28 protein-coding genes are annotated in these 24,850 nt (G+C 73.9%); 12 read left to right on the top strand and 16 right to left on the bottom strand.

What is annotated here, in order from left to right; genetic code table 11:
- Positions 1-29 precede the first annotated feature (29 nt).
- Both GGQ55_RS10215 and GGQ55_RS10210 read right to left on the bottom strand, forming a co-directional pair.
- On the bottom strand, positions 30-734 hold the full coding sequence (locus GGQ55_RS10215) for a hemerythrin domain-containing protein (RefSeq protein WP_179716351.1): 705 nt from the start codon (positions 732-734) through the stop codon (positions 30-32).
- Positions 735-775: 41 nt separating this feature from the next.
- Positions 776-1,735 (bottom strand): D-cysteine desulfhydrase family protein, encoded by a 960-nt coding sequence (locus GGQ55_RS10210; protein ID WP_366489045.1) that lies wholly within the window; start codon positions 1,733-1,735, stop codon positions 776-778.
- Positions 1,736-1,759: 24 nt separating this feature from the next.
- On the opposite strand from GGQ55_RS10210, the gene GGQ55_RS10205 reads away from it, so the two are divergent.
- A complete protein-coding gene (locus tag GGQ55_RS10205; RefSeq protein ID WP_179716350.1) occupies positions 1,760-2,752 on the top strand; it encodes an NAD(P)H-quinone oxidoreductase in 993 nt (330 codons plus the stop codon).
- 2 nt (positions 2,753-2,754) lie between these two features.
- Here the strand turns inward: GGQ55_RS10205 and GGQ55_RS10200 are convergent, their stop codons facing one another.
- From GGQ55_RS10200 to GGQ55_RS10195, 3 genes are all read right to left on the bottom strand, one after another.
- Entirely contained in the window at positions 2,755-3,306 is a 552-nt protein-coding gene (locus tag GGQ55_RS10200; protein WP_179716349.1) for a COG4315 family predicted lipoprotein, read from the bottom strand.
- A gap of 76 nt (positions 3,307-3,382) precedes the next feature.
- Positions 3,383-3,508 (bottom strand): hypothetical protein, encoded by a 126-nt coding sequence (locus tag GGQ55_RS27735; protein ID WP_281371298.1) that lies wholly within the window; start codon positions 3,506-3,508, stop codon positions 3,383-3,385.
- Positions 3,509-3,594: 86 nt separating this feature from the next.
- Entirely contained in the window at positions 3,595-4,812 is a 1,218-nt protein-coding gene (locus GGQ55_RS10195) for a cysteine desulfurase-like protein (RefSeq protein ID WP_179716348.1), read from the bottom strand.
- 66 nt (positions 4,813-4,878) lie between these two features.
- Here GGQ55_RS10195 and GGQ55_RS10190 point away from each other — a divergent pair, with 66 nt between their 5' ends.
- Both GGQ55_RS10190 and GGQ55_RS27730 read left to right on the top strand, forming a co-directional pair.
- Positions 4,879-5,430, top strand: coding sequence for a bacterial proteasome activator family protein (locus GGQ55_RS10190; RefSeq protein WP_179716347.1), 552 nt, complete (start codon positions 4,879-4,881; stop codon positions 5,428-5,430).
- 124 nt (positions 5,431-5,554) lie between these two features.
- Positions 5,555-5,683, top strand: coding sequence for a hypothetical protein (locus tag GGQ55_RS27730; protein WP_281371297.1), 129 nt, complete (start codon positions 5,555-5,557; stop codon positions 5,681-5,683).
- 71 nt (positions 5,684-5,754) lie between these two features.
- On the opposite strand, the gene GGQ55_RS10185 is transcribed toward GGQ55_RS27730, so the two are convergent.
- The 6 genes from GGQ55_RS10185 to GGQ55_RS10160 all read right to left on the bottom strand — a co-directional run bounded on the left by GGQ55_RS10185 (position 5,755) and on the right by GGQ55_RS10160 (position 13,527).
- Positions 5,755-7,374, bottom strand: coding sequence for a methyl-accepting chemotaxis protein (locus GGQ55_RS10185; protein ID WP_179716346.1), 1,620 nt, complete (start codon positions 7,372-7,374; stop codon positions 5,755-5,757).
- Positions 7,375-7,533: 159 nt separating this feature from the next.
- The gene (locus GGQ55_RS10180; protein WP_246323795.1) at positions 7,534-9,126 is read right to left on the bottom strand and encodes a methyl-accepting chemotaxis protein; all 1,593 of its coding nucleotides are present in this window, start codon (positions 9,124-9,126) and stop codon (positions 7,534-7,536) included.
- Between the two features lie 157 nt (positions 9,127-9,283).
- Positions 9,284-10,087 (bottom strand): HAD family hydrolase, encoded by an 804-nt coding sequence (locus GGQ55_RS10175; RefSeq protein WP_179716345.1) that lies wholly within the window; start codon positions 10,085-10,087, stop codon positions 9,284-9,286.
- Positions 10,080-10,985: an HAD family hydrolase gene (locus tag GGQ55_RS10170; RefSeq protein ID WP_179716344.1), complete on the bottom strand. Its 906-nt coding sequence runs from the start codon at positions 10,983-10,985 to the stop codon at positions 10,080-10,082. Before GGQ55_RS10170 ends, GGQ55_RS10175 begins: the two co-directional genes overlap by 8 nt.
- Positions 10,982-12,280: a serine--tRNA ligase gene (gene serS, locus GGQ55_RS10165; protein ID WP_179716343.1), complete on the bottom strand. Its 1,299-nt coding sequence runs from the start codon at positions 12,278-12,280 to the stop codon at positions 10,982-10,984. Before serS ends, GGQ55_RS10170 begins: the two co-directional genes overlap by 4 nt.
- Positions 12,277-13,527 carry an MFS transporter gene (locus GGQ55_RS10160; RefSeq protein ID WP_218859236.1) on the bottom strand — a complete coding sequence of 417 codons (1,251 nt, stop codon included), beginning with the start codon at positions 13,525-13,527 and terminating at the stop codon, positions 12,277-12,279. Before GGQ55_RS10160 ends, serS begins: the two co-directional genes overlap by 4 nt.
- 124 nt (positions 13,528-13,651) lie before the next feature.
- Here GGQ55_RS10160 and GGQ55_RS10155 point away from each other — a divergent pair, with 124 nt between their 5' ends.
- Positions 13,652-14,857: an HNH endonuclease signature motif containing protein gene (locus tag GGQ55_RS10155; protein ID WP_179716341.1), complete on the top strand. Its 1,206-nt coding sequence runs from the start codon at positions 13,652-13,654 to the stop codon at positions 14,855-14,857.
- A gap of 58 nt (positions 14,858-14,915) precedes the next feature.
- The gene (locus GGQ55_RS10150; RefSeq protein ID WP_179716340.1) at positions 14,916-15,446 is read left to right on the top strand and encodes a GNAT family N-acetyltransferase; all 531 of its coding nucleotides are present in this window, start codon (positions 14,916-14,918) and stop codon (positions 15,444-15,446) included.
- Positions 15,447-15,475: 29 nt separating this feature from the next.
- Here the strand turns inward: GGQ55_RS10150 and GGQ55_RS10145 are convergent, their stop codons facing one another.
- The gene (locus GGQ55_RS10145) at positions 15,476-16,087 is read right to left on the bottom strand and encodes a TetR/AcrR family transcriptional regulator (protein ID WP_218859235.1); all 612 of its coding nucleotides are present in this window, start codon (positions 16,085-16,087) and stop codon (positions 15,476-15,478) included.
- A 98-nt stretch (positions 16,088-16,185) separates the two neighbouring features.
- On the opposite strand from GGQ55_RS10145, the gene GGQ55_RS10140 reads away from it, so the two are divergent.
- From GGQ55_RS10140 to GGQ55_RS10130, 3 genes are read left to right on the top strand one after another with little or no spacing between them, the layout of a single operon-like run.
- Complete coding sequence (locus tag GGQ55_RS10140) at positions 16,186-16,695, top strand: cupin domain-containing protein (protein WP_179716339.1); 510 nt, start codon at positions 16,186-16,188, stop codon at positions 16,693-16,695.
- Positions 16,692-17,435 carry a maleylpyruvate isomerase family mycothiol-dependent enzyme gene (locus GGQ55_RS10135; RefSeq protein ID WP_218859234.1) on the top strand — a complete coding sequence of 248 codons (744 nt, stop codon included), beginning with the start codon at positions 16,692-16,694 and terminating at the stop codon, positions 17,433-17,435. The genes GGQ55_RS10140 and GGQ55_RS10135 overlap by 4 nt, the downstream gene beginning before the upstream one ends.
- On the top strand, positions 17,435-18,115 hold the full coding sequence (locus tag GGQ55_RS10130) for a DsbA family oxidoreductase (protein WP_179716338.1): 681 nt from the start codon (positions 17,435-17,437) through the stop codon (positions 18,113-18,115). The genes GGQ55_RS10135 and GGQ55_RS10130 overlap by 1 nt, the downstream gene beginning before the upstream one ends.
- Here the strand turns inward: GGQ55_RS10130 and GGQ55_RS10125 are convergent.
- Complete coding sequence (locus tag GGQ55_RS10125; protein ID WP_179716337.1) at positions 18,108-18,569, bottom strand: MarR family winged helix-turn-helix transcriptional regulator; 462 nt, start codon at positions 18,567-18,569, stop codon at positions 18,108-18,110. The genes GGQ55_RS10130 and GGQ55_RS10125 overlap by 8 nt on opposite strands.
- Positions 18,566-18,940: a cupin domain-containing protein gene (locus tag GGQ55_RS10120; RefSeq protein ID WP_179716336.1), complete on the bottom strand. Its 375-nt coding sequence runs from the start codon at positions 18,938-18,940 to the stop codon at positions 18,566-18,568. The genes GGQ55_RS10125 and GGQ55_RS10120 overlap by 4 nt, the downstream gene beginning before the upstream one ends.
- 72 nt (positions 18,941-19,012) lie before the next feature.
- On the opposite strand from GGQ55_RS10120, the gene GGQ55_RS10115 reads away from it, so the two are divergent.
- The 3 genes from GGQ55_RS10115 to GGQ55_RS10105 are packed head-to-tail and all read left to right on the top strand — an operon-like array spanning position 19,013 to position 21,127.
- Positions 19,013-20,440 carry a GuaB1 family IMP dehydrogenase-related protein gene (locus GGQ55_RS10115; RefSeq protein WP_179716335.1) on the top strand — a complete coding sequence of 476 codons (1,428 nt, stop codon included), beginning with the start codon at positions 19,013-19,015 and terminating at the stop codon, positions 20,438-20,440.
- Positions 20,437-20,784: a metallopeptidase family protein gene (locus tag GGQ55_RS10110; protein ID WP_366489044.1), complete on the top strand. Its 348-nt coding sequence runs from the start codon at positions 20,437-20,439 to the stop codon at positions 20,782-20,784. Before GGQ55_RS10115 ends, GGQ55_RS10110 begins: the two co-directional genes overlap by 4 nt.
- A gap of 16 nt (positions 20,785-20,800) precedes the next feature.
- A complete protein-coding gene (locus tag GGQ55_RS10105; RefSeq protein ID WP_366489043.1) occupies positions 20,801-21,127 on the top strand; it encodes a GroES family chaperonin in 327 nt (108 codons plus the stop codon).
- Here the strand turns inward: GGQ55_RS10105 and GGQ55_RS10100 are convergent.
- A complete protein-coding gene (locus tag GGQ55_RS10100; protein WP_366489042.1) occupies positions 21,124-21,576 on the bottom strand; it encodes a MarR family winged helix-turn-helix transcriptional regulator in 453 nt (150 codons plus the stop codon). The genes GGQ55_RS10105 and GGQ55_RS10100 overlap by 4 nt on opposite strands.
- A gap of 79 nt (positions 21,577-21,655) precedes the next feature.
- Between GGQ55_RS10100 and GGQ55_RS10095 the strand changes: the two genes are divergently transcribed.
- Entirely contained in the window at positions 21,656-23,737 is a 2,082-nt protein-coding gene (locus GGQ55_RS10095) for an MMPL family transporter (RefSeq protein ID WP_179716334.1), read from the top strand.
- Positions 23,738-23,815: 78 nt separating this feature from the next.
- Here the strand turns inward: GGQ55_RS10095 and pheA are convergent, their stop codons facing one another.
- Positions 23,816-24,757, bottom strand: coding sequence for a prephenate dehydratase (gene pheA, locus GGQ55_RS10090; protein ID WP_179716333.1), 942 nt, complete (start codon positions 24,755-24,757; stop codon positions 23,816-23,818).
- Positions 24,758-24,850: the final 93 nt, after the last annotated feature.

Genomic DNA, 24,850 nt, shown 5'->3' with positions numbered 1-24,850 from the left:
GCGCGGGTGCTTTATCGCGACAAAGCGCGCTACGCGCCGACGACGAGGGCGCGGCGGCGCTGCCAGCGGCCCTCGCCGAGCCTGAGCAGGACCTTGAGCGGCGCCGGCGCGATCGCCAGCACCTCGGCCCGCTCCGCCGGCGAGCACTGCGCGATGATCCAGGGCAGCACGAACATCATGTGCTTGGGGCCCGAGCCCTTCTGGAACCGCTTCTCGCAGGCCGCGAAGTCCTTCGCCGAGACGTGCGCGCGGATCACCGGGAACACCTCCGCCTCCTCCTCGACGATGTGCTCGTCGAGCAGGTCGGCCATCTCGGTGAGGACGGCGCCCAGCGGGGCGGCCGCGGCGCGGACGTCGGTCGCGCCGGCGAACGCCGTCAGGGCCTCCTCGGCGCGGGCGAGGACCGCGTGCAGCTCGGTGTGGTCGTCGGTGAGCGGCTCGAGGTCGACCACGGCGCCGGCGGAGGCCGCGATGACCGGCCAGAGGACGTCGTCCTCGCGGGTGTGGTGCAGGTGGATCTCGTGCAGCACCTCGGTGGCGAAGGCGACGTAGGCGTCCCGCCGCGACGCACGGCACGAGGCACCGGCGGCGATCGCGGTCGCCGCGACGGCGAGGTCGCGGGTGCCGGCGCGCAGCGCGCGGTGGATGAGGGTGAACCCGGTCAGGTCGGCCTCCGGGTCGCCGGGTCGGCGCGGGGTGACGGGGAACGGCAGGGCGGGGGTCTGAGCGGTCATGACCGAAGGTTCGGGCCACCCACTTGCGACCGACTTGCCGGTCACTCCAGCAGCGACTCCGCCCGCGCCACGGCAGCGGCGTGCCCGAACAGCCCGGGCAGCCCGCCCGAGTGCAGCAGCACGGTCCGCTCCCCCGGGACGACGTCGCCGTCGGCGACCGCGGCGGTCAGCCCGGCCAGCGCCCGCCCGGTGTAGACCGGGTCGAGGACGACGCCCTCGGCGCGGGCAGCGGTGCTCAGCGCGTCGAGCACCGGCTCGGTGAGCGCGCCGTAGCCCTCGCCGACCTGGTCGCGGCGGATCCGCAGCACCGCCGGGTCGTACGGCGTCCCGGTCAGCCCGGTGAGCAGCCGGGCCACCTCCGCGGCCGGGTCGGTCACCGCCCCGCAGTCCACGCCCAGCACCCGCGCGGGCCCCAGGACGGCGACCAGCCCGGCCATCGTGCCGCCCGATCCCACCGCGGTCACCACCCGCACCAGGTCCGGCGCCTGCTCGAGCAGCTCGGCGGCGCACCGCGCGTAGCCCCGGGCGCCCACCGCGCTGGACCCGCCGAACGGGATCACGGCGGGGGTGCGCCCCTGCGCGCGGAGGTCGTCGGCCACCGACAGCGCGGTGGCCTCGAGGTCGGCGTCGCCGGCCCACACCACCCGGGCGCCGAGCAGGCCGTCCAGCGCCAGGTTCCCCGACGACGCGGCACCGGCGGAACCGGCCAGCACCAGGACGACGTCGAGCCCGACCCGGGCGCCGGCCGCTGCGGTCAGCCGGGCGTGGTTGCTCTGCGCCGCCCCGGTGGTGACCAGCACGTCCGCGCCGTCGTCCAGCGCGGCACCGACGGTGAACTCGAGCTTGCGGACCTTGTTACCGCCGCCGGCCAGGCCGACCAGGTCGTCGCGCTTGAGCCACAGGTCCTCATCGGCGAGGCCGAGCGCGCGGGCGAGCCGGGGCGCGGGTTCGAGCGGGGTCGGCCAGGTGCCCAGCAGCACGTGCGGAACAGCGGCATCCACCCTGCTCACCCTAGGGTTCGGAACATGCGCGCCGTCACGATCGCAGAACCCGGTGGCCCCGAGGTGCTCGGCTGGGGTGAGGTCCCCGACCCCGTCTGCGGCCCGGGCGAGGTGGTCGTGGACGTCGCCGCGACCGCGGTGAACCGCGCCGACCTGCTGCAGCGGCAGGGCTTCTACCCGCCGCCGCCCGGCGCGAGCGAGATCCTCGGCCTGGAGTGCAGCGGCATCGTCAGCGAGGTCGGCGAGGGCGTGACCGGCTGGCGGGTGGGCGACGAGGTGTGCGCGCTGCTCGCCGGCGGCGGGTACGCCGAGCGGGTCGCCGTCCCGGCCGGTCAGCTGCTCCCCCGTCCGGCCGGCGTCGAGCTGGCCACCGCGGCCGGGCTGCCCGAGGTGACCTGCACGGTCTGGTCCAACGTGTTCCTGCTGGCCGGGCTCACCCGCGGCGACTGCTTCCTGGTGCACGGCGGCTCCAGCGGCATCGGCACGATGGCGATCCAGCTGGCCGCGCGGGCCGGTGCACGGGTGTTCACCACCGCCGGCAGCGCCGAGAAGCTCGAGTTCTGCCGCGAGCTCGGCGCCGAGGTGCTGATCAACTACCGCGACGAGGACTTCGTCGAGCGGGTGAGGGAGGAGACCGACGGCGCGGGGGTCGACGTCGTCCTGGACAACATGGGCGCGAAGTACCTGGCCCGCAACGTCGACGCCCTCGCCGTCGGCGGCCGGCTGGTCAGCATCGGCATGCAGGGCGGCACCAAGGCCGAGCTCGACCTCGGCTTGCTCATGCGCAAGCGGGCCTCGGTGCACGCCACCACGCTGCGCTCCCGGCCGCCGGCCGGGCCCGGGGGCAAGGCCGAGATCGTCGCCGCCGTCCGCCACGACGTCTGGCCCGACGTCGAGCGGGGCGTCGTCCGGCCGATCATCGACCGCCGGCTGCCGATGTCCCGGGCCGCGGAGGCGCACCGCGTGGTGGAGGCCAGCGAGCACATCGGCAAGGTGCTGCTGCTCCCCGAGGACTGACGTCAGTAGGTGTACGAGGGCTGGCCGGAGGAGCTCGACGGGGCCGACGACGAGCCGGACGACGCCGTCCCGGTGACCTTCGTGCCGTCCGGCGCGACCGCCCACCAGAGGCCCATGAAGCCCTGGCCGTTGGTCTGCTTGGCGGCGGAGTCGCCGGAGAAGACGTAGAGCCGGTGCCCGTCGAGGGTCACCTGCTGCTTGCCGTCGGCCGTCGGCGCGGTGCCCACCATGCCGGTGACGCCGGTGACCGTGGGCGTGGACGACGTGGTGGTCAGCGCCGGCCACAGCGGGACGCAGGTGCCGGTGCAGGCACTCGCCGCGCCGGGGGTGTCCTTGTCGAACACGTACACGGTCTGGGCCTTGTCGTCGACCACGATCGTGCCCAGCGGGCTGTCCCAGGACGCGAGGTCGGTCGCCGCAGCAGCGGAGCTGCTCGACGACGTGCTCGAGCCGGACGCCGCGCTCGAGCCGCCGGACCCGCTCGAGCCACCGCAGGCGGCCAGGGTGAGCGCCCCCGCGGCGAACACCGTGATGATCCCGATCTTGCGCACCACGCGCCCCTCTCGTCGAAACGGCGCGGCCTGTATCGGGCGCCGTCACCCGAGGACACGGGCGAGACCGTTGCAGGGTTCAAGCAGCTGAGACCACGACCTCCGGAGCGACCGCCGATCCGCTGACGTAGCGACCTCCGGGACCGCACGCGGCGAGCAGCAGCGCGGCTGCCGCGAGGAGGGCCAGGATCCAGAACCTGCGCACGGCGTTCCCCTTCCGAGCGGGGCCGCGGGCCGTTCCCGCGGCCCACCGGGACACACGTCGGGCAGCCGGTCGGCGGTTCAGGGCCCTCAGCGCAGGCGGAGGGCGGACACGGCGTCGATCACGTAGCCGACCTCCTCGGCCGTGTTGTAGTGCGCCAGGCCCAGGCGCACCGCCCCGCCGGCCTCGTTGACGCCGAGCGCGTCGAACAGCTCGCGGGCGTAGTAGTCGCCGTCCCAGGCGCAGATGCCGCGCCGGGACAGCTCCGCGGTCACCTGCCGCGGCGCGAGGTTCGCGACGGTGAACGACAGGGTCGGCGTCCGGTCCTCGGGGCTGCCGAGCACCTGCACGTGCCGCATCGCGCGCAGGGCGTCGTCCAGCCAACCGAACAGCTCGCCCTCGTAGGCGGCCACCGCGGCCATCGAGGTCTGCAGCCGCTCGCGCCGCGAGCCGGTCCCGTCCGCGCTCAGCGCGGCGAGGTGGTCGACGGCCGCGGGCACGCCGGCGAGCAGCTCGAACGGCGGGGTGCCGGTCTCGAACCGCTCGGGCACCCGGTCGGAGGCGGGCAGCACCTTGTCCGGCCACATCTGCCCGAGCAGCGCCGGGTCGGCCACGACCGCGCCGACGTGCGGGCCGCACCACTTGTAGGCCGACAGCGCGAGGAAGTCCGCGCCCAGGGCGCGGCGGTCGAGGTAGACGTGCGGGGCGGCGTGCACGGCGTCGACGTAGACCAGCGCGCCCACGGCGTGCGCCCGGGCGGCGATCGCGGCGACGTCCGGCCGGGTGCCGATCGCGTTGCTCGCCGCGGTGACGGCGACCAGCCGGGTCCGCTCGGTGAGCAGCTGGTCGTACTGCCAGGCGGGCAGGTCACCGGTCTCGATGTCCACCTCGGCCCAGCGCACGAGGACGCCGGTCTCCTCGGCCAGCTGCAGCCACGGCCGGATGTTGGCGTCGTGGTCCAGCCGGCTGACCACCACCTCGTCCCCCGGCCGCCAGGTGCGCGCCAGGGTGCGCGCGATCCGGTAGGTCAGGGTGGTCATGTTGGCGCCGAAGATGACACCGGCCGGCGTGCCGCCGACCAGGTCGGCGACGGCGGAGCGGGCGGCGGACACGATCGCCTCGGCCCGCCCGGACGCCGGGAACACGCCCCCGCGGTTGGCGACCGGCAGCCGCATCGCGTGCGCGACGGCGCGGGCCACGCTCTCCGGCAGCAGCGTGCCCGCCGGGCCGTCGGTGTGCACGAAGCCGTCGGCGAGCGCCGGGAACAGGCCTCGCACCCGCGCCACGTCGAGACCGCCGTCCCCCACCCCTGCGACCCTAGTGCGCGGTGGACCACCCACCGGACGGTCCCCGCGGCGGGGCAGGATGGGGGCATGACGGCACCGGGAAGCGGCAGCGAAGGTCCTCAGCAGATCGTCGTGGTGGGGCCCGACGGCCGGCCCATGGGCACGATGCCCATGCCCCAGGACGATGGTCAGGGCGGCCAGGAGGGCGGGCTCAGCGTCGGCGACATGGTCGAGGAGCCGGCCAAGGTCATGCGGATCGGCACGATGATCAAGCAGCTCCTCGAGGAGGTGCGCGCGGCGCCGCTGGACGACGCCAGCCGCAACCGGCTGCGCGACATCCACGCCGCGTCGATCCGCGAGCTCGAGGACGGCCTCTCCCCCGACCTGCGGGAGGAGCTGGAGCGGATCACCCTGCCGTTCAGCGAGAACGCGACGCCGTCCGACGCCGAGCTGCGGATCGCCCAGGCGCAGCTGGTCGGCTGGCTCGAGGGCGTCTTCCACGGCATCCAGACGGCCCTGTTCGCCCAGCAGATGGCCGCCCGCGCGCAGCTCGAGGAGATGCGCCGCGGCGGGCGGGCGCTGCCCGGCGGCCAGCCGCAGCAGCCCGACTTCCGCCCGGGCGGCGGGCAGTATCTCTAGCCGGCCGGGCGGCAACGGCCCGGGCACCGGCGGCTTCGTCTGCGGCCTGGTCGGCCTCCTGCTGTCCTGGCTCATCCCGCTGCTGGGCGTCGTCCTCGGGCTGGTCGGGATCGTCCTCGGCGGCGTGGGCTTCCCGCGGGCGTCGGGCGCCGGCAGGACGCTGTCCGTCGCCGGGGTCGTCCTGGGGGTGCTGGCGGTGGTGGTCGCGATCGTCTTCTGGCGCACCTACGCGACCGAGATCCGCACCGGCTGACCGGACGGACGACGAGGGCCCCGGCGCGACGCTGCGCCGGGGCCCTGTGCCGTTCGGGAGGGTGCCGTTCGTTACACGGTGAAGCGGGCGACGGCGTCCTGCAGCTCGCCGCTCATCCGGGCCAGTTCGGCCGCGGCGCGCTGGGCGTCGTCGACCCGCTGGTTGGTCTCCTGCGTCCCGGCGGCGAGACCGGAGATCGCCGCGGCGATGTCCTGCGAGCCGCTGGCCGCCTCGGCGACGTTGCGGTTCATCTCGTTCGTCGTCGCCGTCTGCTCCTCCACGGCGGCGGCGATGGTCGCCTGGAAGTCGTTGATCTCCGCGATCACCGACGAGATCTGGCTGATCGCCTCGACCGCCCCGGCCGTGTCGGCCTGGATGGCCTCGACCCGCTTGGAGATGTCCTCGGTCGCCCGCGCCGTCTCCTGCGCGAGCTCCTTGACCTCCGAGGCGACGACGGCGAAGCCCTTGCCCGCCTCACCGGCGCGGGCGGCCTCGATCGTGGCGTTGAGCGCCAGCAGGTTGGTCTGCTCGGCGATGCCGTTGATCAGCTTGACCACGGTGGCGATCTCCTGCGACGAGTCGCCGAGCTTGCCCACGGTGTTGGTGGTGTTCTCGGCGACGTCCACGGCCTGGCCGGCGACGCGCGCCGCCTCGGTCGCGTTGTGCGCGATCTCCCGGATCGCCGACTCCATCTGCGAGGAGCCCGCCGCGACGGTGTCCACGCTGGAGGCCACCTCGCCGGCGGAGGTCACGACCGCCTCGGCCTGACCGGCCGCCGTCCGGGCGTTGTCGGCGATCGCCTGCGACGCGGCGTCGAGCTGCGCGGAGGCATCGGACAGGCGGGTGGCGGAGCCGCGCACGAGGTTCATGACGTGGCCCAGCGACTCCAGCGTGTCGTCCAGCGAGGCGGCGACCTCACCCAGCTCGCCGCCGCCGGTGGCGCCGGCCCGCACGGACAGATCACCCGCGGCGACCTGTCCGAGCACCTCGCGGATCCGGCGCGCCGGCCGGATCACCCCTTGGGCCACGACGAGCGCCAGGACGACGGCCACGATCACGCCGATCCCGATGATCACGATGGTGAGCGTCCGAGCGGAGGTGTAGGCGTCGCGCGCGTCGGCGGCGACCGCGGTGGCCTGCGCCGCGGCGGCCTCGGTCGCGGTGACCAGGCTCTTCGCGATGATCGCTTCCTGCTCGTCCATCGTCTGCAGCAGCGGACCGATCACCGCCATCGGCTGGTTGGGCTGCTGGACCTTCGCGAGGGCCTGCAGGTAGGTCTGGACGGCCTGGCCGAACTCCGCGAACGCCTGCTCGGCCTCCGGGGACAGCTGCATCTTGGCCACCACGGCGGTCTGGTCGCTCAGGGTCTGGACCATCTGGGCCGCGCTCTGCTGCGCCGACTGGATGGACGCGGGCGGCAGGGCGGTGATCGCGGCGCGGGCGGTGTAGGCCGAGAGCTCCCACCAGTCCGACTGCAGCTGGCGCAGTCCGTCGAGCGGCTTGGCGCCCTCGTCGTAGACGCGGGACGCCTCGTCGCTCAGCGCCGACATGCGGTTGATGCCGACGACGCCGACGACGATCGTGGCGAGCGCGACGACGAGGATCGCGCCGAGCATGCGGGTCCTCAGCCCGAAGCCGTTCCCGCTCTTCCCTCCCTCGACCTGCGCGGTGGGCTGGGGTTCGACGTCCATGGTGGGCCTCCGGGAAGTGCGAGTGGTCACAGCCCGTATCGGCAGCGAGCAGTTCCCTATGTCGTCGAGAGCGGTGGCGGCTGGGGTCCGTGGGGCAGGTGCGCTGAGAGGTCGGTCACCGGCATCAACCGGTGACCGACCTCTCGGCCGGAACGACCCTCAGAAGCGGAAGCCCGACACCAGTTCCTCGAGCCGCCGCGAGACCCCGGCGAGCTCGCCGGCCGCCTCCTGCGCCGCGCCGACGTGCTCGGTCGTGGAGTGGGCGACGCTCGCGACCGCTTCGATGTTGTCCGCGATCTGACCGGTTCCGGTCGCGGCCTCACCGACGCTGCGGTTCATCTCGTTGGTGGTCGCGGTCTGCTCCTCGACCGCGGAGGCGATCGTGGTCTGGTAGTCGTTGATCTGCGTGATCACCTCGGACACCTCCGCGATCGCGCTGACGGCGCTGGTGGTGTCGGCCTGGATGGCCTCCACCCGCCGGGCGATGTCCTCGGTCGCACGGGCGGTCTCCTGCGACAGCTCCTTGACCTCGTTCGCCACGACGGCGAAGCCCTTGCCGGCGTCGCCCGCCCGGGCGGCCTCGATCGTGGCGTTGAGGGCCAGCAGGTTGGTCTGCTCGGCGATCGAGCTGATCACCTTGACGACGTCGCCGATCGTGCGGCTGGACTCGCCGAGCCGGGAGACGGTCTCGGTCGTCGTCCCGACGGCGACCACCGCCTTGCCGGCCACGGTGGCCGCCTCGTTGGCGTTGTGCGCGATCTCGCGGATCGACGCCCCCATCTGCTCGGAACCGGCGGCGACGGTCTGCACGTTGCGCGAGACCTCGGTCGCGGCCGCCGCGACGACGCCGGCCTGGGCGGAGGACTCCGCTGCGCCGATGGAGATCTGCCGGCTGAGGTCGCCCACCCGCGTGCTGGCCGTCGTCAGCGCCTGGATGGCGCTGCGGAAGGTGGACATGACCTCGCCGATCGACGACAGCGCCGTGTTCATCGACTGCGCCATCCGGCCGACCTCGTCCTTCGAGGAGACCTCGAGCCGCTGGGTCAGGTCACCCTCGGCCACGGCGGCGAACGCCGCCTCGGCCTGCGCGAGCGGGCGGGTGATGCCGCGGGTGAGGTGCCACGCGATGAGGGCGGCCAGGACGGCGGCGGCCGCGCAGAACAGCACCATGGTGAGGAGGAAGCCGGAGGCGACGCTGCGGGCATCGGCCGACAGCTTCTGGTTCATCGCCTCCTCCATGTCGATGAGCACGTTGACCGCGCGCAGCCACTCGACGAACAGCGGCTTGGCCTGGTCGAGCGCACCCACCGCGGCGATCATGTTGCCGCCCGTCCGCATCTGCACGATCTGCTCGATCAGCGGGAGGGTCCGCTCCTCCACCTTCGTGATGTCGGCCAGCGCCGCGCGCTCCTCGGCGTTCGCGTTGGACGCCACGGCGAACAGGTCGTCCATCGGACCGGCCGAGTCGGTGTACTTCTGCGTCAGCTGGTCGATCAGCTCCGACTGCTGCCGGACCTCGTCCGCCGTCTTCGCCAGCACGACGTCGCGCACCGCGATCGAGCGGTCGTGCACGCTGCCGCGGAAGTTGATCGCGTACCTCTGCTTGACCGAGTTGAGGTCGTTGATCGTCGTCAGGTGGTCGTTGATCGTGCTGACGCGGGTCACGCCGATGGCGGTGAGCCCGACCATGCTCAGGACGACGACGAGGAAGCCGAGCGCGAGCCGCCGGCTGATGGACAGGTTCTTCAGCAACGAGGTCTCCGAGACGGGGTACGGGGAGCACCGGCGCTCCGCACGCCTTCCTTCTCGGCGGTCGGCTGGAGTGACTCCATCGAGGATCCGTCCCGGAGCCGTCACCGGCCGCCGCAGGAATCCCCGGCGCACCGGGCGTCCCAGCCGTCCCTCCGGATCAGAGGGAGCGGAGGAACTCCGCGACGCCGTCGTCCTCGTTGCTGTGCGTGACGTCGGTGGCCGCGGCCAGCAGGTCCGGATGGGCCTGCGCCATCGCGACCGCTCGACCGCCGGCTGCCCGCACCCACTCGAACGCCGCGATGTCGTTGGGCATGTCGCCGAAGACGACGATGTCCTCCGGACCGACGCCGTGGCGGGCGGCGACCTTGGCCAGGCCGGTGGCCTTGGTGATCCCGAGCGCGGAGATCTCGGCCAGCGCGTCGGACGACGAGCTGGTCACCGTGGCGCGGTCGGCGACGACCTCCTCGACGGTGGTCACGAACGGGGCGGCGTCGAGGTCGTCGTGGCGGGCCAGCAGCTTGGCGACGGGGGCGGTGACCAGCTCCTCCAGCGGAGCCGTCGCCACGCCGGGCGCGTTCACGTCCCAGCGGGGGTGGTAGCCGGGCTCGTGACGGAACTCCAGGCCGTACTCCACGGCGAACCGGGTGCCCGGCAGCCGCCGGCGCAGCTCGGTGACGACGTCCTGCAGCACCGCGGGCGCGAGCGCGTCCTCGTCGACGATCGTGAAGCTCTCGAGGTCGAGCAGCACGGCGCCGTTGCAGCAGACCGCCGTCCCGACCTCGAGGACCTCGCGGATCTTGACCATCCAGCGCGGCGGGCGCCCGGTCGCCAGGACGATCGGGACCCCCTCGGCGCGCCAGCGGGCGAGCTCGGCGACGGTGGCCTCGCTGACCGTGTCGTCCCAGCGCAGCAGGGTGCCGTCCATGTCGCTGGCGATGAGCCGGGGCCGCCAGTCAGACACCGAGCACCGCTTCGAGGTAGCGGGCCACGCCGTCGGCGTCGTTGCCGCTCGTCCGTTCCGGCGCCGCCGCCCGGACGGCGGGGTGCGCGTTGGCGACGGCCACCGCCCGGCCGCCGGCCGCCGCGACGGCGCCGATCATCGGCAGGTCGTTGGGCATGTCGCCGAAGACCAGGACGTCGCCGAAGTCGACCCCGTAGCGGCCCAGCGCGACGCCCAGGCCGGTCGCCTTGGTGATACCCGGCGGGAGCACCTCGATGAAGCCCAGGCCCGCGTGGGTCACCTCGGCGACCGCCGGGTCGACGACGCGCCGCGCCCGGGCCAGCAGCTCGTCCTGCCCGAGGGCCGACGAGCGCAGGAAGACCTTGAGGACGGCGCCCTCCGGGAGCACCCGGTCGCGGGGCAGCAGGTGCGCCGGCTCCGGGTACGGCCAGTCGAAGCCGTGCTGCACCCGCAGCGGCCGCCGCGACTCGGCCTGCTCGGCGGCGTCCTCGACCGCGAGGACCAGGGGACCGGTGACGGCCTCGATCTCCTCGATGACCGACATCGCCTGCTCCCGGGGCAGCCCGACCGCGCGCAGCACCTCGTCGCGCTCGAGGTCGACGACGAACCCACCCTGGGCCAGGACGGCGACCCCGCGCCCGTCCAGCGCCTCGCGGACGCTGTCGAGGAGCCGCGGGCCGCGGCCGGTCGCGCCGACCACCGGGATCCCGGCGTCCCAGCACGCCTCGAGCGCGGCCCGCGTCCGCGGGGTCACGGCGCCGGCGGAGTCCAGCAGCGTGCCGTCGAGGTCGGTGGCGACCAGCCGCGGCCGCCAGCCACCGAGGTCGGGCAGCGGGACGACGTCGTCCGAACCGGGGGCGGCCTGCCCGGAGGAGGGGAGGACGCCGGGTGAGCTCACGCGGCCGGCGGCGGAACGGCCGCCGTGAGGGTCATGCCGGCGGTGAGCGCCTCGACGCCGCCGAGCCAGGGCCGCAGCGCCTTGGGCACGTACACCGAGCCGTCGGCCCGCTGGTGCACCTCGAGCAGGCAGGCGATGGTGCGGGCGATCGCGCACAGCGTCCCGTTGAGCGTGGCCGCGGTCTGCGGCTTGCCGTCGGCGTCGCGGTAGCGGATGTTCAGCCGCCGGGCCTGGAAGGTGGTGCAGTCCGAGGTGCTGGTCAGCTCGCGGTAGGTGTCCTGGCTCGGGAACCAGGCCTCGATGTCGAACTTGCGGGCGGCGCTGGTGCCGAGGTCGCCGGCGGCGATGTCGACCACGCGGTAGGGCAGCTCAAGCTGCTGGAGGAACTCCTCCTCCCAGGCGAGCAGCCGCCGGTGCTCGTCGGCGGCCTCCTCGGGGCGGCAGAAGCTGAACATCTCGACCTTGTCGAACCAGTGCACGCGGATGATCCCGCGGGTGTCCTTGCCGTAGGAGCCGGCCTCGCGGCGGAAGCAGGACGACCAGCCGGCGTAGCGGCGCGGTCCGTCGAGGTCGAGCACCTCGTTGGCGTGCATGCCGGCCAGCGCCACCTCGGAGGTGCCGACGAGGTAGAGGTCGTCGCGCTCGACCCGGTAGACCTCCTCGCCGTGCGCGCCGAGGAACCCGGTGCCCTCCATGGCCTCCGGCTTGACCAGCGCCGGAGCCACGACGGGGGTGAACCCGGCGGCGACCGCGCGGCTGATCGCCAGCTGGGCCAGGGCGAACTCGAGCAGCGCGCCCGGCCCGGTGAGGAAGTAGAAGCGGGCGCCGGACACCTTGGCCCCGCGCTCCATGTCGATGGCGCCGAGCGCCTCGCCGATCTCGAGGTGGTCGCGGACCGGGAAGTCGTAGGTGGGGACCTCGCCGACGGTGCGCAGGGTGACGGCGTCGTCCTCGCCACCGGGCGGGACGCCGTCGTGGACGACGTTGGCGATCTTCAGGTGGGCGTCCCGCAGGGCGGCGTCCGCGGCGCGCTGGGCCTCCTCGGCCTCCTTGACCTGGGCGGCGAGCGCCTTGGCCCGCTCGAGGACGGCGGGCCGCTCCTCCTTCGACGCCTTCGCGACCGCCTGCGACGCGGACTTCTGCTCGCCGCGGAGGTCGTCGGCGTGCCCGACCGCCGCGCGGCGTGCCTCGTCGGCGGCGAGCAGGGTGTCGACCAGGGACTCGTCGGCGCCGCGGGCGCGCTGGCTGGCACGGACGACGTCGGGGTTCTCGCGCAGGAGCCGGAGGTCGATCACTCCCCGATCGTAGGTGCCCGCTCCCCATAGGCCCGCGCCACGATGGCCGGGCTGAAGACCCGCCACGTGCAGGCGGCGACGACGACGGCCACGACGAACCCGACCCAGTACGGCGCGGTCAGCCCGAACGCCGACGCGAGCGCTCCTCCGAGCACGGCCCCGATGCAGTTGCCCCCGGCGGAGACGAACAGCGTGGAGCTGCCCACCCGGCCGAGCAGCTCCGGCGGGGCGAGCCGCTGCCGGAGCGACGAGGCCACGATGCCCCAGAGCGCACCGTGGACCCCGAAGAGGAACAGCGTGACGCCCACGACGACGGCGTTGGTCGACACCGCGAGGACCAGGTGCGTGGCCGCTTCCACGAGCAGCCCGACGCGGATGGTCCACGTCGCGGTGAACCGCGCGATGAGCCGATCGCCGACGAGCGCGCCGAGCACGCCGCCGACGGCCATGCTGGTGAACAGCAGGCCGTAGCCGACCGACCCCAGACCCAGCCGGTCGCGGGCCAGCAGCACGAGCACCGCGAGGGCGGCGGTGAGCGTCACGTTGAGCAGGCCGATGAGCACCGCCATCGTGCGCAGCAACCGCTGGCCCCGGAGCCAGCGCAGCCCGTCGAGCACCTCACGGCGCACCGATCTGTCCGCGGCGGCGGCGGAGGCGCCGGCCCGGTAGGTGCCGGAGATCAGGGCGAGCGTCGCGGCGCCCACGGCGAGCAGCCCGGCATTCGCGACGAACGGCAGGGCGGCCCCGACGACGAACAGCCACCCGCCGAGCGGGCCGGCCACCATCTGCTGGGCGACCGTGGCACCGCCGAACAGCAGGCCGTTGGCCCGCTCCAGCCGCTCGCGCGGCACCAGCGCGGGCAGCAGCGCCTGGCCGGCCGCCCGCTGGAGCACCTCGCCGGTGCTCATCACGAAGAGGACGGCGAGCAGCAGCGGGATGCCGGCGCTCCTGGTGGCGACGGCGAGCGCCAGTCCGGCCATCGCGGCGGCCCGCAGCCAGTCGACGACCACCATCAGCCGGCGGCGGTCGACGCGGTCGACCAGCACGCCCCCGGGCAGCGCGAACAGCAACCACGGCAGCCAGGTGACGGCGGCGGCCGTCGAGACGACGAACGGATCGTCCGTGCGGGAGGCGATGAACAGCGGGGTCGCGACGGTGGCCAGCCCGGTGCCGAACGCCGACGCGGTGCTGGACGTCCAGAGCGCGAAGAACGGGCGCCCCAGCGTCGCTCCCCCGTCCCGTGCCACGACGAGCCAAGCTACCGGTGCGACCGGGCGCGGCCTGTCAAGGTGCTTGCCGGATCTGTGGACAGGGCTGTGACCTGGGGATTCGTCCCGGCGTCGAGGCTGGTGCGTCGCTAGCGTTGCGGTCATGTCCTCCGACGACCTCCACGCGCTGAGCGGCCCTGAGCTGCTCGACCGCACGCGTGCCCTGGTCGCCGAGCGCAACCGGATCGACGCCGCCCTGGCCCGCACGGTGCGGGTGGCCGACTCCAGGCGGGCGTTCGCCGCCGACGGGCAGAAGACCGCGGCGTCGTGGCTGCGCGGGCACGGCCGGCTCTCCGAGCCGGCCGCGTCCAAGATCGTCCGCGCCGGGCGGGCACTGGAACAGCTGCCGGCCGTCGAGGAGCTGCACGCCGCCGGCGCGCTGACCGCCGACCAGGTCGACGTGATCGCGCAGTTCACCGGGCCGAAATGGGCGCCGCGGATCGCCGCCCAGGGCGGCACGGTGGCCGACGTCGCCGAGGTCCTCGCCCGGTTCGCCGCCGACCGGCCGCACGAGGACCTGACCCGGCTGGCCCACCAGGTCCAGCAGCGCCTGGATCAGGACGGCCCGGAGCCCGACCCGACCGAGGAGCGGTTCCTGACCATCGTCCGGCACGCCGATGGATCGGTGACCTTCCGCGGCCACCTGGATGCCCTCGGCGCGGAGAAGGTCCAGGCCGCCCTGGAGGCCCACCGGCAGGCCGACCGCCCGGCCGGGGATGACCGGACCGTGTCCCAGCAGCAGGGCGATGCGCTGGTGCAGTGGGCCGACAACACCCTGGCCGCGGGCACCGCGCCGCTGCTGCGGCGGAACAAGCCGCAGGTCGCGGTCAAGGTGAGCTCGGAGGACCTGGCCGATGAGGCGACCGGCCGCGGGGCGGCCGACCTCGGCTTCGGCGGGGTCGTCTCCGCCGCCACGGCCCGGCAGGTCGCCTGCGACGCCGAGCTGCGCCGCTACCTGATCGGCCCCGACGGCGAGCTGCTCGATCTCGGGCGCAGCCAACGCCTGGCCACCCCGGCCCTGCGCAGAGCCGTCGAGCACCGCGACGAGCGGTGCGTCTTCGCCGGCTGCGACGCCCCCACGTCGTGGTGCGACGTCCACCACGTGGTGCATTGGCTCTTCGGCGGCCAGACCAGCCTCGAGAACTCGGCGCTGCTCTGCGAACGCCACCACACCCAGGTCCACCACGGCTTCACGATCGAACGAGATACCGCCGGGCGATGGCACACCTACCGACCCGACGGCACCGAGATCCTCACCCTCCGGCCCACGCCGATCGATGGCGAACAAGAACTCGCCCACGCCGGCTGAGCCGACGGCGGGTCGAGCAGTCCCGTCCTGGCACGATGTGGCGGTGTCGGCATGGGTCATGCCCAACGAGATCGCGACCGCTCGGCTCGTGCTGCGACGCCAGCGAGTCGACGATGCCGCTGCCTACCGAGAGATGTGGGCCGAGCGAGACCCTCGGGTGCCGCCGCACCGACGAATCGGCGCGGATGGTCGCCCGACAGTCGAAGACATTGCCTCCCAGATCGACGCCGAGACGCACTCCCCGAATGTAGGGCTCCTCACGATCACGCGATCGCGGGAAGGCGATGTCATCGGCTACTGCGGGCTGTTGTTCGACGGCCAGAGCATGCCGGGCGAACCCGAATTGGTCTATGAACTGCTGCGACGCGCGCACGGGTCCGGCTTCGCCACCGAAGCCGCCCAGGCCGTCGTGAGGTGGGCAGCTGACTCCGGGTTCGAGCGGCTCTGGGCAGGGGTCAGGTCATGGAACCTCGCTTCCCGCACCGTCCTGCACAAGCTCGGTTTCGTCGAGACCGGGCGCGTCGTCACTGATGCCGAGTTCGGCGACTCACTGATCACGTCCAAGACACTCGTCACGATCGGTCAGTAGGACCGCCGGCGCCATGGTGAGGACGGGTCTCAACTCCGCGCCGGCGCACCTTCCGGCAGGTGTCGGGCGAGGAACATCTCCACGGCCGGCTCGAGGAGGCGTCGCCAGCGGTCCCCGCCCGGGTCGTTGCTGACCTGCTGGCTGGCCAGCCCGGTCGTCAGCGCCGTCCAGAGGTCGACCAGCTCCGGGGAACCCATGCCTGCGGCAGCCAGCACCTCGGCCAGCCGGTCGAGGGCGATCTGCGCCAGCGCGTACGACTCGGGGGACGGCTCGAAGCCGGGCACGACGCGGAGGAACAGCAGCTGGAAGCGAGCCGGGTCCTCCACGCAGAAGTCGAAGAACAGCGGCGCAGACGCGCGCAGCTTCTCGACAGGAGAAGCCGGGGACGCCGCCGCCTCCTCGACGCGGGACGCGAGCTCGGCGCAGCCCTCCGCGAACATCGCGTCGAACACCGCGTTCTTGCTCGCGAAGTAGCCGTACAGCGAGGGCGCCTGCATGCCCACCTCGCGCGCCACGTCGCGGAGCGACCAGGCCCCGAGGCCGCGCTCACGCGCCAGCCGCCAGGCGGCGGCGACGATCTCGCTCTTGGTCGCGGCATGCCGGTCGGCACGGCGGTCCCGCGGGACGGCGGTCTCGGTCACGCAGGAATCCTAACACCGTTCGGAAAAGCTATTGACAGTCGAAAGCGGTCGGAGGACTGTTCCGAACACCGTTAGGAAAACCCGTCCGAAGAGGCCCCATGACCGTCCCGTCCACCGCCCGCGCAGGCCTCGTGCCCGCAGGCGACGCCGTCCCGCTGCTGGAGGGACCGCTCGGCGCGCTGCTGCTCGCCGGCCGCGACGACACCGCGGGCGGGCCGGCCTTCGTCGTCCACGACCTGGCTCCGCGAGCCCTGGGCAGCCCCGTGCACACGCACACCCACGAGGACGAGTGGTCGTTCGTGCTGAGCGGCGCGGTCGGCGTCGAGATCGGCGGCCGCTCGTCGATCGCCTGGGCCGGCGATCTCGTCCTCAAGCCGCGCGGCGTCCCGCACGCGTTCTGGAACGCCGGCGACGAACCCGCCCGGCTCCTGGAGGTCATCACCCCCGGTGGCTTCGAGCAGTACTTCGCCGCTCTCGGCGAGGTCCTGGCCGTCGACGGGCCGCCCGACCTGGACCGGCTCGCCGAGGTCGCCGCGCGGTTCGACCTCGAGGTCGACCCCACCTCGGTGCCGCGGCTGGCGCAGACGCACGGGCTGGTGCTGGCATGAGCGCCGGGACGACGTCGAGGACGGAGCAGCCGATGCAGCACCGCGACTGGATGGCCGCGTCGGCCGAGGAGTACCGGCGACTGGGCGAGCTGCTCGCGGGGCTGTCCGACGAGGACTGGCGCCGGCCGACCGACTGCACGGAGTGGGACGTGCGCGACCTCGTGGCCCACCTGGTCGGCAACGCGGAGGGCTCGGCGAGCATCCGCGAGCTGCGGAGGCAGCAGAAGCTCGGCCGTCGGTTGCGGCCGGGCGCGCCGGACATCGACGGCATGACCGCTGTGCACGTGCAGGAGCGCGCCGACCTCGCACCGGATCAGCTGGTGCGCGACCTGGCCGACGTCGGCGTCCGCGCGGTCCGCGCCCGCGGCCGGATCCCGGCACCGGTGCGCGCGGTCCGGATCCCGTTCGGCCCACCCCTGGGCACCCGCCCGCTCGGCTACCTCATGGACTGCATCTACACCCGCGATGCGTGGCTGCACCGGGTCGACCTCGCCCGCGCCACCGGGCGGCCGCTGGAGCTCACCGCCGACCACGACGGGCGGATCGTCGCCGACGTCGTCGCGGAGTGGGCGGCCACGCACGGGCAGCCCTACCGGCTGACGCTGACCGGCCCGGCCGGCGGCACCTGGTCGCACGGCCAGGACGGCGAGCAGCTCACCCTCGACGCGGTCGAGTTCGCGCGGGTGCTGTCCGGACGGGACGAGGGCACGGGCCTGCTGACGCACCCGGTGCCGTTCTGATGGCCGGGCTCGTCGTCTACAGCGACCTGGTCTGCCCCTGGGCGACCGTGGTCGTGCTCCGGCTGCACGAGGCGAGGGCACGCGCCGGGGCGGACGACGAGCTCTCCCTCGTGCACCGGGCGTTCCCGCTGGAGCTGCTGCTGGAGCGCCCGATCGCGCGGCGGGTGGTCGACGCCGAGATCCCGCTCTGCGCGTCGCTGACACCGGGGTTCGGGTGGTCGCTGTGGCAGGGCCGTGCCGAGGAGTACCCGGTGACGAGCCTGCTGGCGCTGGAGGCGGTGCGGGCGGCCGGCGAGAGCTCGACACGGGGCGCAGAACAGCTCGACCTCGAGCTCCGCCGGGCGTTCTTCTCCCGTTCGCGCTGCATCTCCTTGCGGCACGAGGTGCTCGCCGCTGCCGCCGCCTGCCCGGACGTCGATGTCGACCAGCTCGCCGCGGCGCTCGACAGCGGGCGGTTCCGGGCGGCGGTCATGGCCGATTTCGCCGCCGCCCGCGCCGGCGCAGCGCCGTGCAGCGGCACCGTCGTCCGATCCGACGGCACCGCCGTCTGCAACCCCGGCACGCGCACCGGCTGGAACGGCGGCCCGATGCCGCACGGCACGCCCGTGCTGCTCGACGACGACCCGACCGTATACGACGACCTCGTGCGGGCCGCGCTGGAGCCGGTCGGCGTCAGCTGACCGTGCGCACCGCGGGGAGCGTCCCGCCGTGCGCGGCGCGCAGGACCTCGGTGAGGTCGGCGCGCAGGTCCTCCACCCGGCGCTCGCCCAGCGCCTCGGCCCAGCCGCGCTCCAGCTCGGCCCAGATCTCCTCGACGTCGGCGAGCAGCGCGCGCCCTCGCGCCGAGAGCTGGACCCGCTTCGCGCGCGAGTCGGCCGGATCGGCCGCCCGCTCCACGAACCCCGCCGCGACCATCGCGTCGACGAGCTTGGACACCGCCTGCTTGCTGGTGCCGAGCGCGACGGGCAGGTCGCGCAGCGAGACCGGTCCGGCGCGCAGGGCCAGCAGCACGTAGCCGAACGCGGGCCGGACACCGACCCAGCCGCGGCCGGCCAGGCGCTCGTGCAGGTCGTCGACCAGCAGCCGGTAGGCCATGGCGAACAGCCGGGCCAGCGGGACGGGCGGTTCGCTCACCGGGCCCACGGCGGGGTGAACGGCTCGCCGTCCGCCAGTTGCGCCTGCCCACCGGTCGGCAGGCAGCAGAGCGCCCGCAGCGGCTCGTCCCCCGCGGCCGCCAAGGCGAACGGCACGCCCGCCGGGACGACGATCGCGTCCCCGGCCTCTGCCACGGACACCTCGGCGTCCAGGCTCACCGAAGCCCGTCCGGCCAGGACGACGAAGACCTCCTCGCGGGTGAGCCGGTGGGGCGCGCCCGGTGTCCCCGGGGTGATCTCGACCAGCCAGACGCTGGTGTCGCTCGAGCCGCGGGACGGCGTGGCGAGCGAGGTGAACCGGGCACCGCCCAGCTCGTGGGTCGGGGCGGAAGGAGCAGGGATCACAGCCATGGGCGGCAGCCTGCACCCACATCGCCCTATCGTCAACCAGGTTGACGATCCGTTTTCAGGGACACTGGGGGCATGCGCTTCCTCGGCAACCGGCCGGACCACGACCTCACCTACGCCGACGTCTTCATGGTGCCCAACCACTCCACGGTGGGCTCGCGGCTGGAGGTCGACCTCACGACGCCCGACCGGGTCGGGACGACGATCCCGATCGTCGTGGCCAACATGACCGCGATCTCCGGCCGGCGCATGGCCGAGACGGTGGCCCGCCGCGGCGGCCTGGCCGTCCTGCCGCAGGACATCCCGGTCGAGGTCCTCGGTGAGGTCATCACCTGGATCAAGGCGCGGCACCCCGTCTACGACACCGCGATCACGCTCGGGCCCACCTCCACGGTCGCCGAGGCGCTCTCGCTGCTCACCAAGCGGGCGCACGGCATCGTCGTGGTGGTCGAGGACGGTGTCCCCGTCGGCGTCGTGACCGACGGCGCCTGCCAGGGCGTGGACCGGTTCACGCAGCTGTCCCAGGTCATGTCGCCGGACCCGCTGACCATCCCGGCCGGCACCGATCTGCCGAAGATCTTCGACGTCCTGACCGATGCCCGCCTCAACGCCGCCCCGGTGGTCGAGGGCGACCGGCTGGTCGGCGTCATCACCCGCAAGGGCGCGCTGCGCTCGGCGCTGTACCAGCCCGCCGTCGGCGCGAGCGGCCAGTTGCTGACCTCGGCGGCGATCGGGATCAACGGCGACGTCCGCGGCAAGGCCGAGGCGCTGCTGTCCTACGGCGTCGACGTCCTCGTGGTCGACACCGCGCACGGCCACCAGGAGAAGGCGGTCGAGGCGGTCCGGATCGTGCGCTCGGTCGCGGACTCGACGCCCGTCGTGGCCGGGAACGTCGTCACCGCGAGCGGCACACGCGACCTGATCGAGGCCGGCGCGGACGTCATCAAGGTCGGCGTCGGCCCTGGCGCCATGTGCACCACGCGGATGATGACCGGCGTCGGCCGGCCGCAGTTCTCCGCCGTGGAGGAGTGCGCCGCCGAGGCCCGCGCCCTGGGCAAGCACGTCTGGGCCGACGGCGGCGTGCGGCACCCGCGCGACGTGGCGCTGGCCCTGGCGGCCGGTGCGGCCAACGTGATGGTGGGCTCCTGGTTCGCCGGCACCTACGAGAGCGCCGGCGACATGAACAACGACGGGGCCCGGCTCTACAAGGAGTCCTTCGGGATGGCCTCGGCCCGCGCGGTCAAGGCGCGGACGTCGTCCCAGTCGGGCTTCGAGCGGGCCCGCGCCGGGCTGTTCGAGGAGGGCATCAGCTCCTCGCGGATGTACCTCGACCCCGAGCGGCCGGGCGTCGAGGACCTCATCGACGGCATCGTCGCCGGCGTCCGGTCCTCGTGCACCTACGCCGGGGCGCGCACCGTCGACGAGCTCCACGAGCGCGCGGTGCTGGGGGTGCAGAGCGCCGCCGGCTACGAGGAGGGCCGGCCGCTGCCGACCAGCTGGTGAAGGCCCTTCCGCCGGCCCAGTTCGAGGAGCTGGTCGCCGACGCCCTCGACGAGGTCCCGGCCGAGCTGATGGCGCTGCTGGACAACGTCGTCGTCCTGGTCGAGGACCGAAACGCCGACGAGCCGGACCTGCTGGGCCTGTACGAGGGTTATGCGCTCACCGAGCGCGGCTGGCAGTACGGCGGCGCGCTGCCGGACCGGATCATGATCTACCGCGAGGCCATCTGCGACGTCTGCGAGAGCGAGGACGAGGTGGTCGAGGAGGTCACGATCACCGTCGTCCACGAGATCGCGCACCACTTCGGCATCGACGACAAGCGGCTGCACGAGCTCGGCTGGGGCTAGGACTAGCTTGATCGGCGTGTCAGAGACCGCAGGGAAGCTCCCGATCAAGATGCTGCACGACCGCATCCTGGTCGCGCTGCGCAAGGAGGACGGCGAGCGCCGCTCCACCGGCGGGATCCTGATCCCGGCCACCGCGCAGGTGGCCAAGCGGCTGATCTGGGGCGAGGCGCGCGGTGTCGGCTCCAGCGTCCGCCAGGTGAAGGTCGGCGACCAGGTGCTGTTCTCCCCCGAGGACCAGCACGAGGTCGAGGTGCACGGCGAGGACCTGATCATCCTGCGCGAGCGCGACGTGCACGCCGTCGCCGCCGAGCGCATCGAGGAATCGACCGGCCTCTACCTCTAGTCCGCCTTCTGGTGGCCGACGATGACCTCGGTCATCTCCTCGAGGAACCGGCGGACGACGGCCAGCTCCTCGTCGGAGTAGGACGCCATGGCCGCGACGAGGTCCCGCTGCAGCCCGCCGAAGAACTCCCCACCGGCCGCCATCGCCGAGGGCGTCATCTCCAGCACGACCCGGCGCCGGTCGTGCTCGTCGCGCACCCGCTCGACGTGCCCGACCCGCTCCAGCCGGTCGACCAGGGCGGTCACCGACGCCGAGGACAGCTCGACGGCCGTGCCCAGCGCGCCGGCGGTCATCGGCCGCCCCGCCCGGGCGGCGTCCATGATCGCGACGAGCGCCCGGACGTCGGTGCGGCCGAGTCCGTGCAGCCCGGCGAAGCGCTGCCCCACCGCGTCCAGCTCGACAGTGAGCCGCCGCAGCATCAGCGCCAGCTCGGCCCGCGTCTCGTCCACCGAACCCCCTCCGTTGGCCCGCAGTCTCTCACTCCTCTAATCTCTCGGCCATCGAGATAGTCGACCGTCGAGGGATTTCATGGCTCGCCGCACGCTCCGCTGGCTCCTGCCGGCACTCGTCGTCCTGCTCTGGCTGGGGCTCGGCGGACCGCTGGGCTCGTTCAACGGGAAGCTGAGCGCCGTCCAGGAGAACGACAACGCCGCCTTCCTGCCCGACAGCGCGGAGTCCACCCGCGTCACCGAGCTGCTGCGCCGGTTCGACACCGAGCGCAGCCTGCCCGTGGTCCTGCTCTGGGAGTCCGACGGCGGCCCGGTCGACGCCGCTGCGCAGGCGGAGATCGCGCAGCGCCTCGACCGGGCGGTGCGGATCGCCGAGGACGCCGACGCCACCACCGGCGAGGCGTCGCCGCCGATCCCGTCGGAGGACGGCGAGGCGGTCGAGGCCGTGCTCCCGTTGCGTCCGGACCTCGGGGATGCGCTGGGCGACCTCGTCGCCGAGCTGCGCGCCCTGCCGGGCGTCACCGGCACCACGGCGTACGTGACCGGCCCCGGCGGGCTGTTCGCCGACTTCGCGAACGGCTTCGCCGGCATCGACGGCCTGCTGCTGGCGGCCGCGTTCGGGGTGGTCCTGCTCATCCTGGTCGTCGTCTACCGCAGCCCGATCCTGCCGCTGCTGGTGATCGGCACGGCCGGGCTGGCGCTGTCCGCCTCGGTCGCCGTCGCCTACGTCCTGGCGAGGCAGGGCTGGATCACGGTCAACGGCCAGAGCCAGGGCATCGCCTCGATCCTGGTCGTCGGCGCCGCAACCGACTACGGGCTGCTGCTGGTCTCCCGCTTCCGCGAGGAGCTGCGCCGCGAGCAGTCCCGGTTCGACGCCATGCGGACCGCCCTGCGCCGGTCGTGGGAGCCGATCGTGGCCTCCGGCGCCACCGTGATCCTCGGCGTCCTCTGCCTGCTGCTCTCCGACCTGAAGTCCAACCGCGGCCTCGGCCCGATCTCGGCGGTCAGCATCCTGCTGGCGATGGTCGCCGCGCTGACCTTCCTGCCCGCCGCCCTGGTCCTCCTCGGCCGGGTCGCCTTCTGGCCGTTCCGCCCGCGCTACGGCGACGAGCAGCCCCACGGGCGCGGCTGGCAGCGGGTGGCCGGCTTCGTCGGACGGCGCCCGGCACGCGTGCTGGTGTGGAGCGTGATCGGCCTCGCCGTCGCCGCCGCGTTCGCCCCCACTTTCGACGTCCGCGGGATCTCCCTCACCGACGCCCTCCGCGGCGGGTCCGAGGCGACGGTCGGCCAGGAGACGCTGGCCCGGCACTTCGACGCCGGCAGCGCCAGCCCGGCGGTCGTGATCACGCCCGAGCGGACCTGGGAGGACGTCGCCGCGGCGGCCGCCGACGTCGACGGCGTCGCCGCCGTCGCCCCCTACACCGGGGAGCAGGGGCCGCCGACGGCGGACGCGGAGCCCGTCGTCGTGGACGGCCTCGTCCGCATCGACGCCACGCTCGCCGAGGCACCCGACAGCGACGCGGCCCTCGACGTCGTGGGGCAGCTGCGGACGGCGGTCCGCGGGGTCACCCCGGACGCCCTGGTCGGCGGGACGACGGCCAGCTCGCTCGACGCCCGCGAGGCCGGTACCCGCGACCTCGCGGTCATCGTGCCGACCGTCCTGCTGGTCGTAGGCCTCGTGCTGGCCGTGCTGCTCCGGGCGCTGGTCGCCCCCGTCGTGCTGGTCCTGTCGGTCGCGCTCAGCGTCGCCGCCACCGTGGGCGTCTCGGCGCTGGTGTTCCAGCACCTCCTCGACTTCCCCAGCAGCGACCCCGGCGTCCTGCTCATCGGGTTCGTGTTCCTCGTCGCGCTGGGCGTCGACTACAACATCTTCCTGATGAGCCGGGCCCGCGAGGAGTCCGTCGCCGCCGGCACGCGCGTCGGCGTCCTGCGCGCGCTCGCGGTCACCGGCGGCGTGATCACCAGCGCCGGGCTGGTGCTGGCGGCCACGTTCGGCACCCTCGCCGTCCTGCCCCTGCTGATCCTCAACCAGCTGGCGTTCCTGGTCGGCTTCGGCGTCCTGCTCGACACCGTCGTCGTCCGGTCGCTGACCGTCCCCGCCGCGGTGCACCTGCTGGGCGACCGCACCTGGTGGCCGAGCCGGCTCTCCTCCCGCCACTGAACCGGACGGATCGGTCCGCCACATCCCCGGTGCGTCGGCTTGATCCCGCAGGTCGAGCCGCGAGACTGGACCGCGATGTCAGGACGCGGCGCCTCCGCGCACCCGTGCCAGCCAGGACTCCGCGTCGGCGAAGGCCGGGTCCTGGGCGACGGGCGGCACCGGCCTGTTCGTCCGGCCGTCGGCCCGCGGGTAGGAGCCCAGGAAGCGCATCTCGTCGCAGACCCGGTGCAGCGCCGCCAGCGCCTCGGCGACCCGGCGGTCGGCCACGTGCCCCTCGCAGTCCAGGGAGAAGGAGTAGGTGCCGATCCGCTCGCGCGTCGGCCGGGACTCGATCCGGGTCAGGCTGATCTCCCGGACGGCGAACTCCCGCAGCAGCTCCAGCAGCGCGCCCGTGCGGTCGCCGACGACCGCGACCAGCGACGTCTTGTCGTTGCCGGTCGGCTCCGGCAGCCGGCCCGGCGGCTCCACCAGCACGAACCGGGTGGCCGCCCCGGGGAAGTCGGCGATGTCGTCGACCAGCGTGGCCAGGCCGTACCGCTCGGCGGCGATCGGCGCGCACACGGCGGCGTCGAACTCCCCCGCCGCGACGGCTGCGGCCGCGGCCGCGGTGGACGTCGTGGGCAGCGGCGCGACCTGCGGGAGGTGCTCGGCGATCCACCGGGCGGACTGCGCGAGCGCGTGCGGGTGGCTGGCCAGGGAGCGGACGTCGGCCAGCGCGGTGCCGGCCCGGGCGACCAGCGTCATGGTCACCGGCAGCACCACCTCCTGCGTGATCACGAGGGGGTCGCCGTCGGCCAGGCCGTCCATCGTCGCGGGCACCGAACCCTCGACCGAGTTCTCCATGGGGACCACGGCGGCGTCCGCGTCGCCCGATCGGACGGCGGCCAGCGCGGCCGGGACACTCGGCTGGGGGTGCCGGCGTCCCTCCGTGGCGGGAACTGCCCTGCTCAGAGCCGCTTCGGCGAAGGTACCCTCGGGCCCGAGGTAGGCGAATCGCGTCGGCGTCGGGCGAGCAGGCATTCCGGGCACCCGGGCAGGGTAGTGCTGTCGTCGCGGAGTGCATGCCCCACCTGGGGAGCGTCGCCTCCCCACCGGCCGATCGGGCGATCCGGG

The organism is Petropleomorpha daqingensis, assembly GCF_013408985.1.
Taxonomy (GTDB): Bacteria; Actinomycetota; Actinomycetes; order Mycobacteriales; family Geodermatophilaceae; genus Petropleomorpha; species Petropleomorpha daqingensis.
This window is presented reverse-complemented; position numbering and strand designations above follow the sequence as displayed.

Excerpts from the sequence above, each read along its gene's own strand:
- GGQ55_RS10215 (WP_179716351.1), bottom strand. The coding sequence starts at position 734 with ATGACCGCTCAGACCCCCGCCCTGCCGTTCCCCGTCACCCCGCGCCGA.
- GGQ55_RS10205 (WP_179716350.1), top strand. The coding sequence starts at position 1,760 with ATGCGCGCCGTCACGATCGCAGAACCCGGTGGCCCCGAGGTGCTCGGC.
- GGQ55_RS10190 (WP_179716347.1), top strand. The coding sequence starts at position 4,879 with ATGACGGCACCGGGAAGCGGCAGCGAAGGTCCTCAGCAGATCGTCGTG.
- GGQ55_RS10185 (WP_179716346.1), bottom strand. The coding sequence starts at position 7,374 with ATGGACGTCGAACCCCAGCCCACCGCGCAGGTCGAGGGAGGGAAGAGC.
- GGQ55_RS10155 (WP_179716341.1), top strand. The coding sequence starts at position 13,652 with ATGTCCTCCGACGACCTCCACGCGCTGAGCGGCCCTGAGCTGCTCGAC.
- GGQ55_RS10150 (WP_179716340.1), top strand. The coding sequence starts at position 14,916 with ATGCCCAACGAGATCGCGACCGCTCGGCTCGTGCTGCGACGCCAGCGA.
- GGQ55_RS10140 (WP_179716339.1), top strand. The coding sequence starts at position 16,186 with ATGACCGTCCCGTCCACCGCCCGCGCAGGCCTCGTGCCCGCAGGCGAC.
- GGQ55_RS10135 (WP_218859234.1), top strand. The coding sequence starts at position 16,692 with ATGAGCGCCGGGACGACGTCGAGGACGGAGCAGCCGATGCAGCACCGC.
- GGQ55_RS10130 (WP_179716338.1), top strand. The coding sequence starts at position 17,435 with ATGGCCGGGCTCGTCGTCTACAGCGACCTGGTCTGCCCCTGGGCGACC.
- GGQ55_RS10120 (WP_179716336.1), bottom strand. The coding sequence starts at position 18,940 with ATGGCTGTGATCCCTGCTCCTTCCGCCCCGACCCACGAGCTGGGCGGT.
- GGQ55_RS10115 (WP_179716335.1), top strand. The coding sequence starts at position 19,013 with ATGCGCTTCCTCGGCAACCGGCCGGACCACGACCTCACCTACGCCGAC.
- GGQ55_RS10095 (WP_179716334.1), top strand. The coding sequence starts at position 21,656 with ATGGCTCGCCGCACGCTCCGCTGGCTCCTGCCGGCACTCGTCGTCCTG.
- pheA (WP_179716333.1), bottom strand. The coding sequence starts at position 24,757 with ATGCCTGCTCGCCCGACGCCGACGCGATTCGCCTACCTCGGGCCCGAG.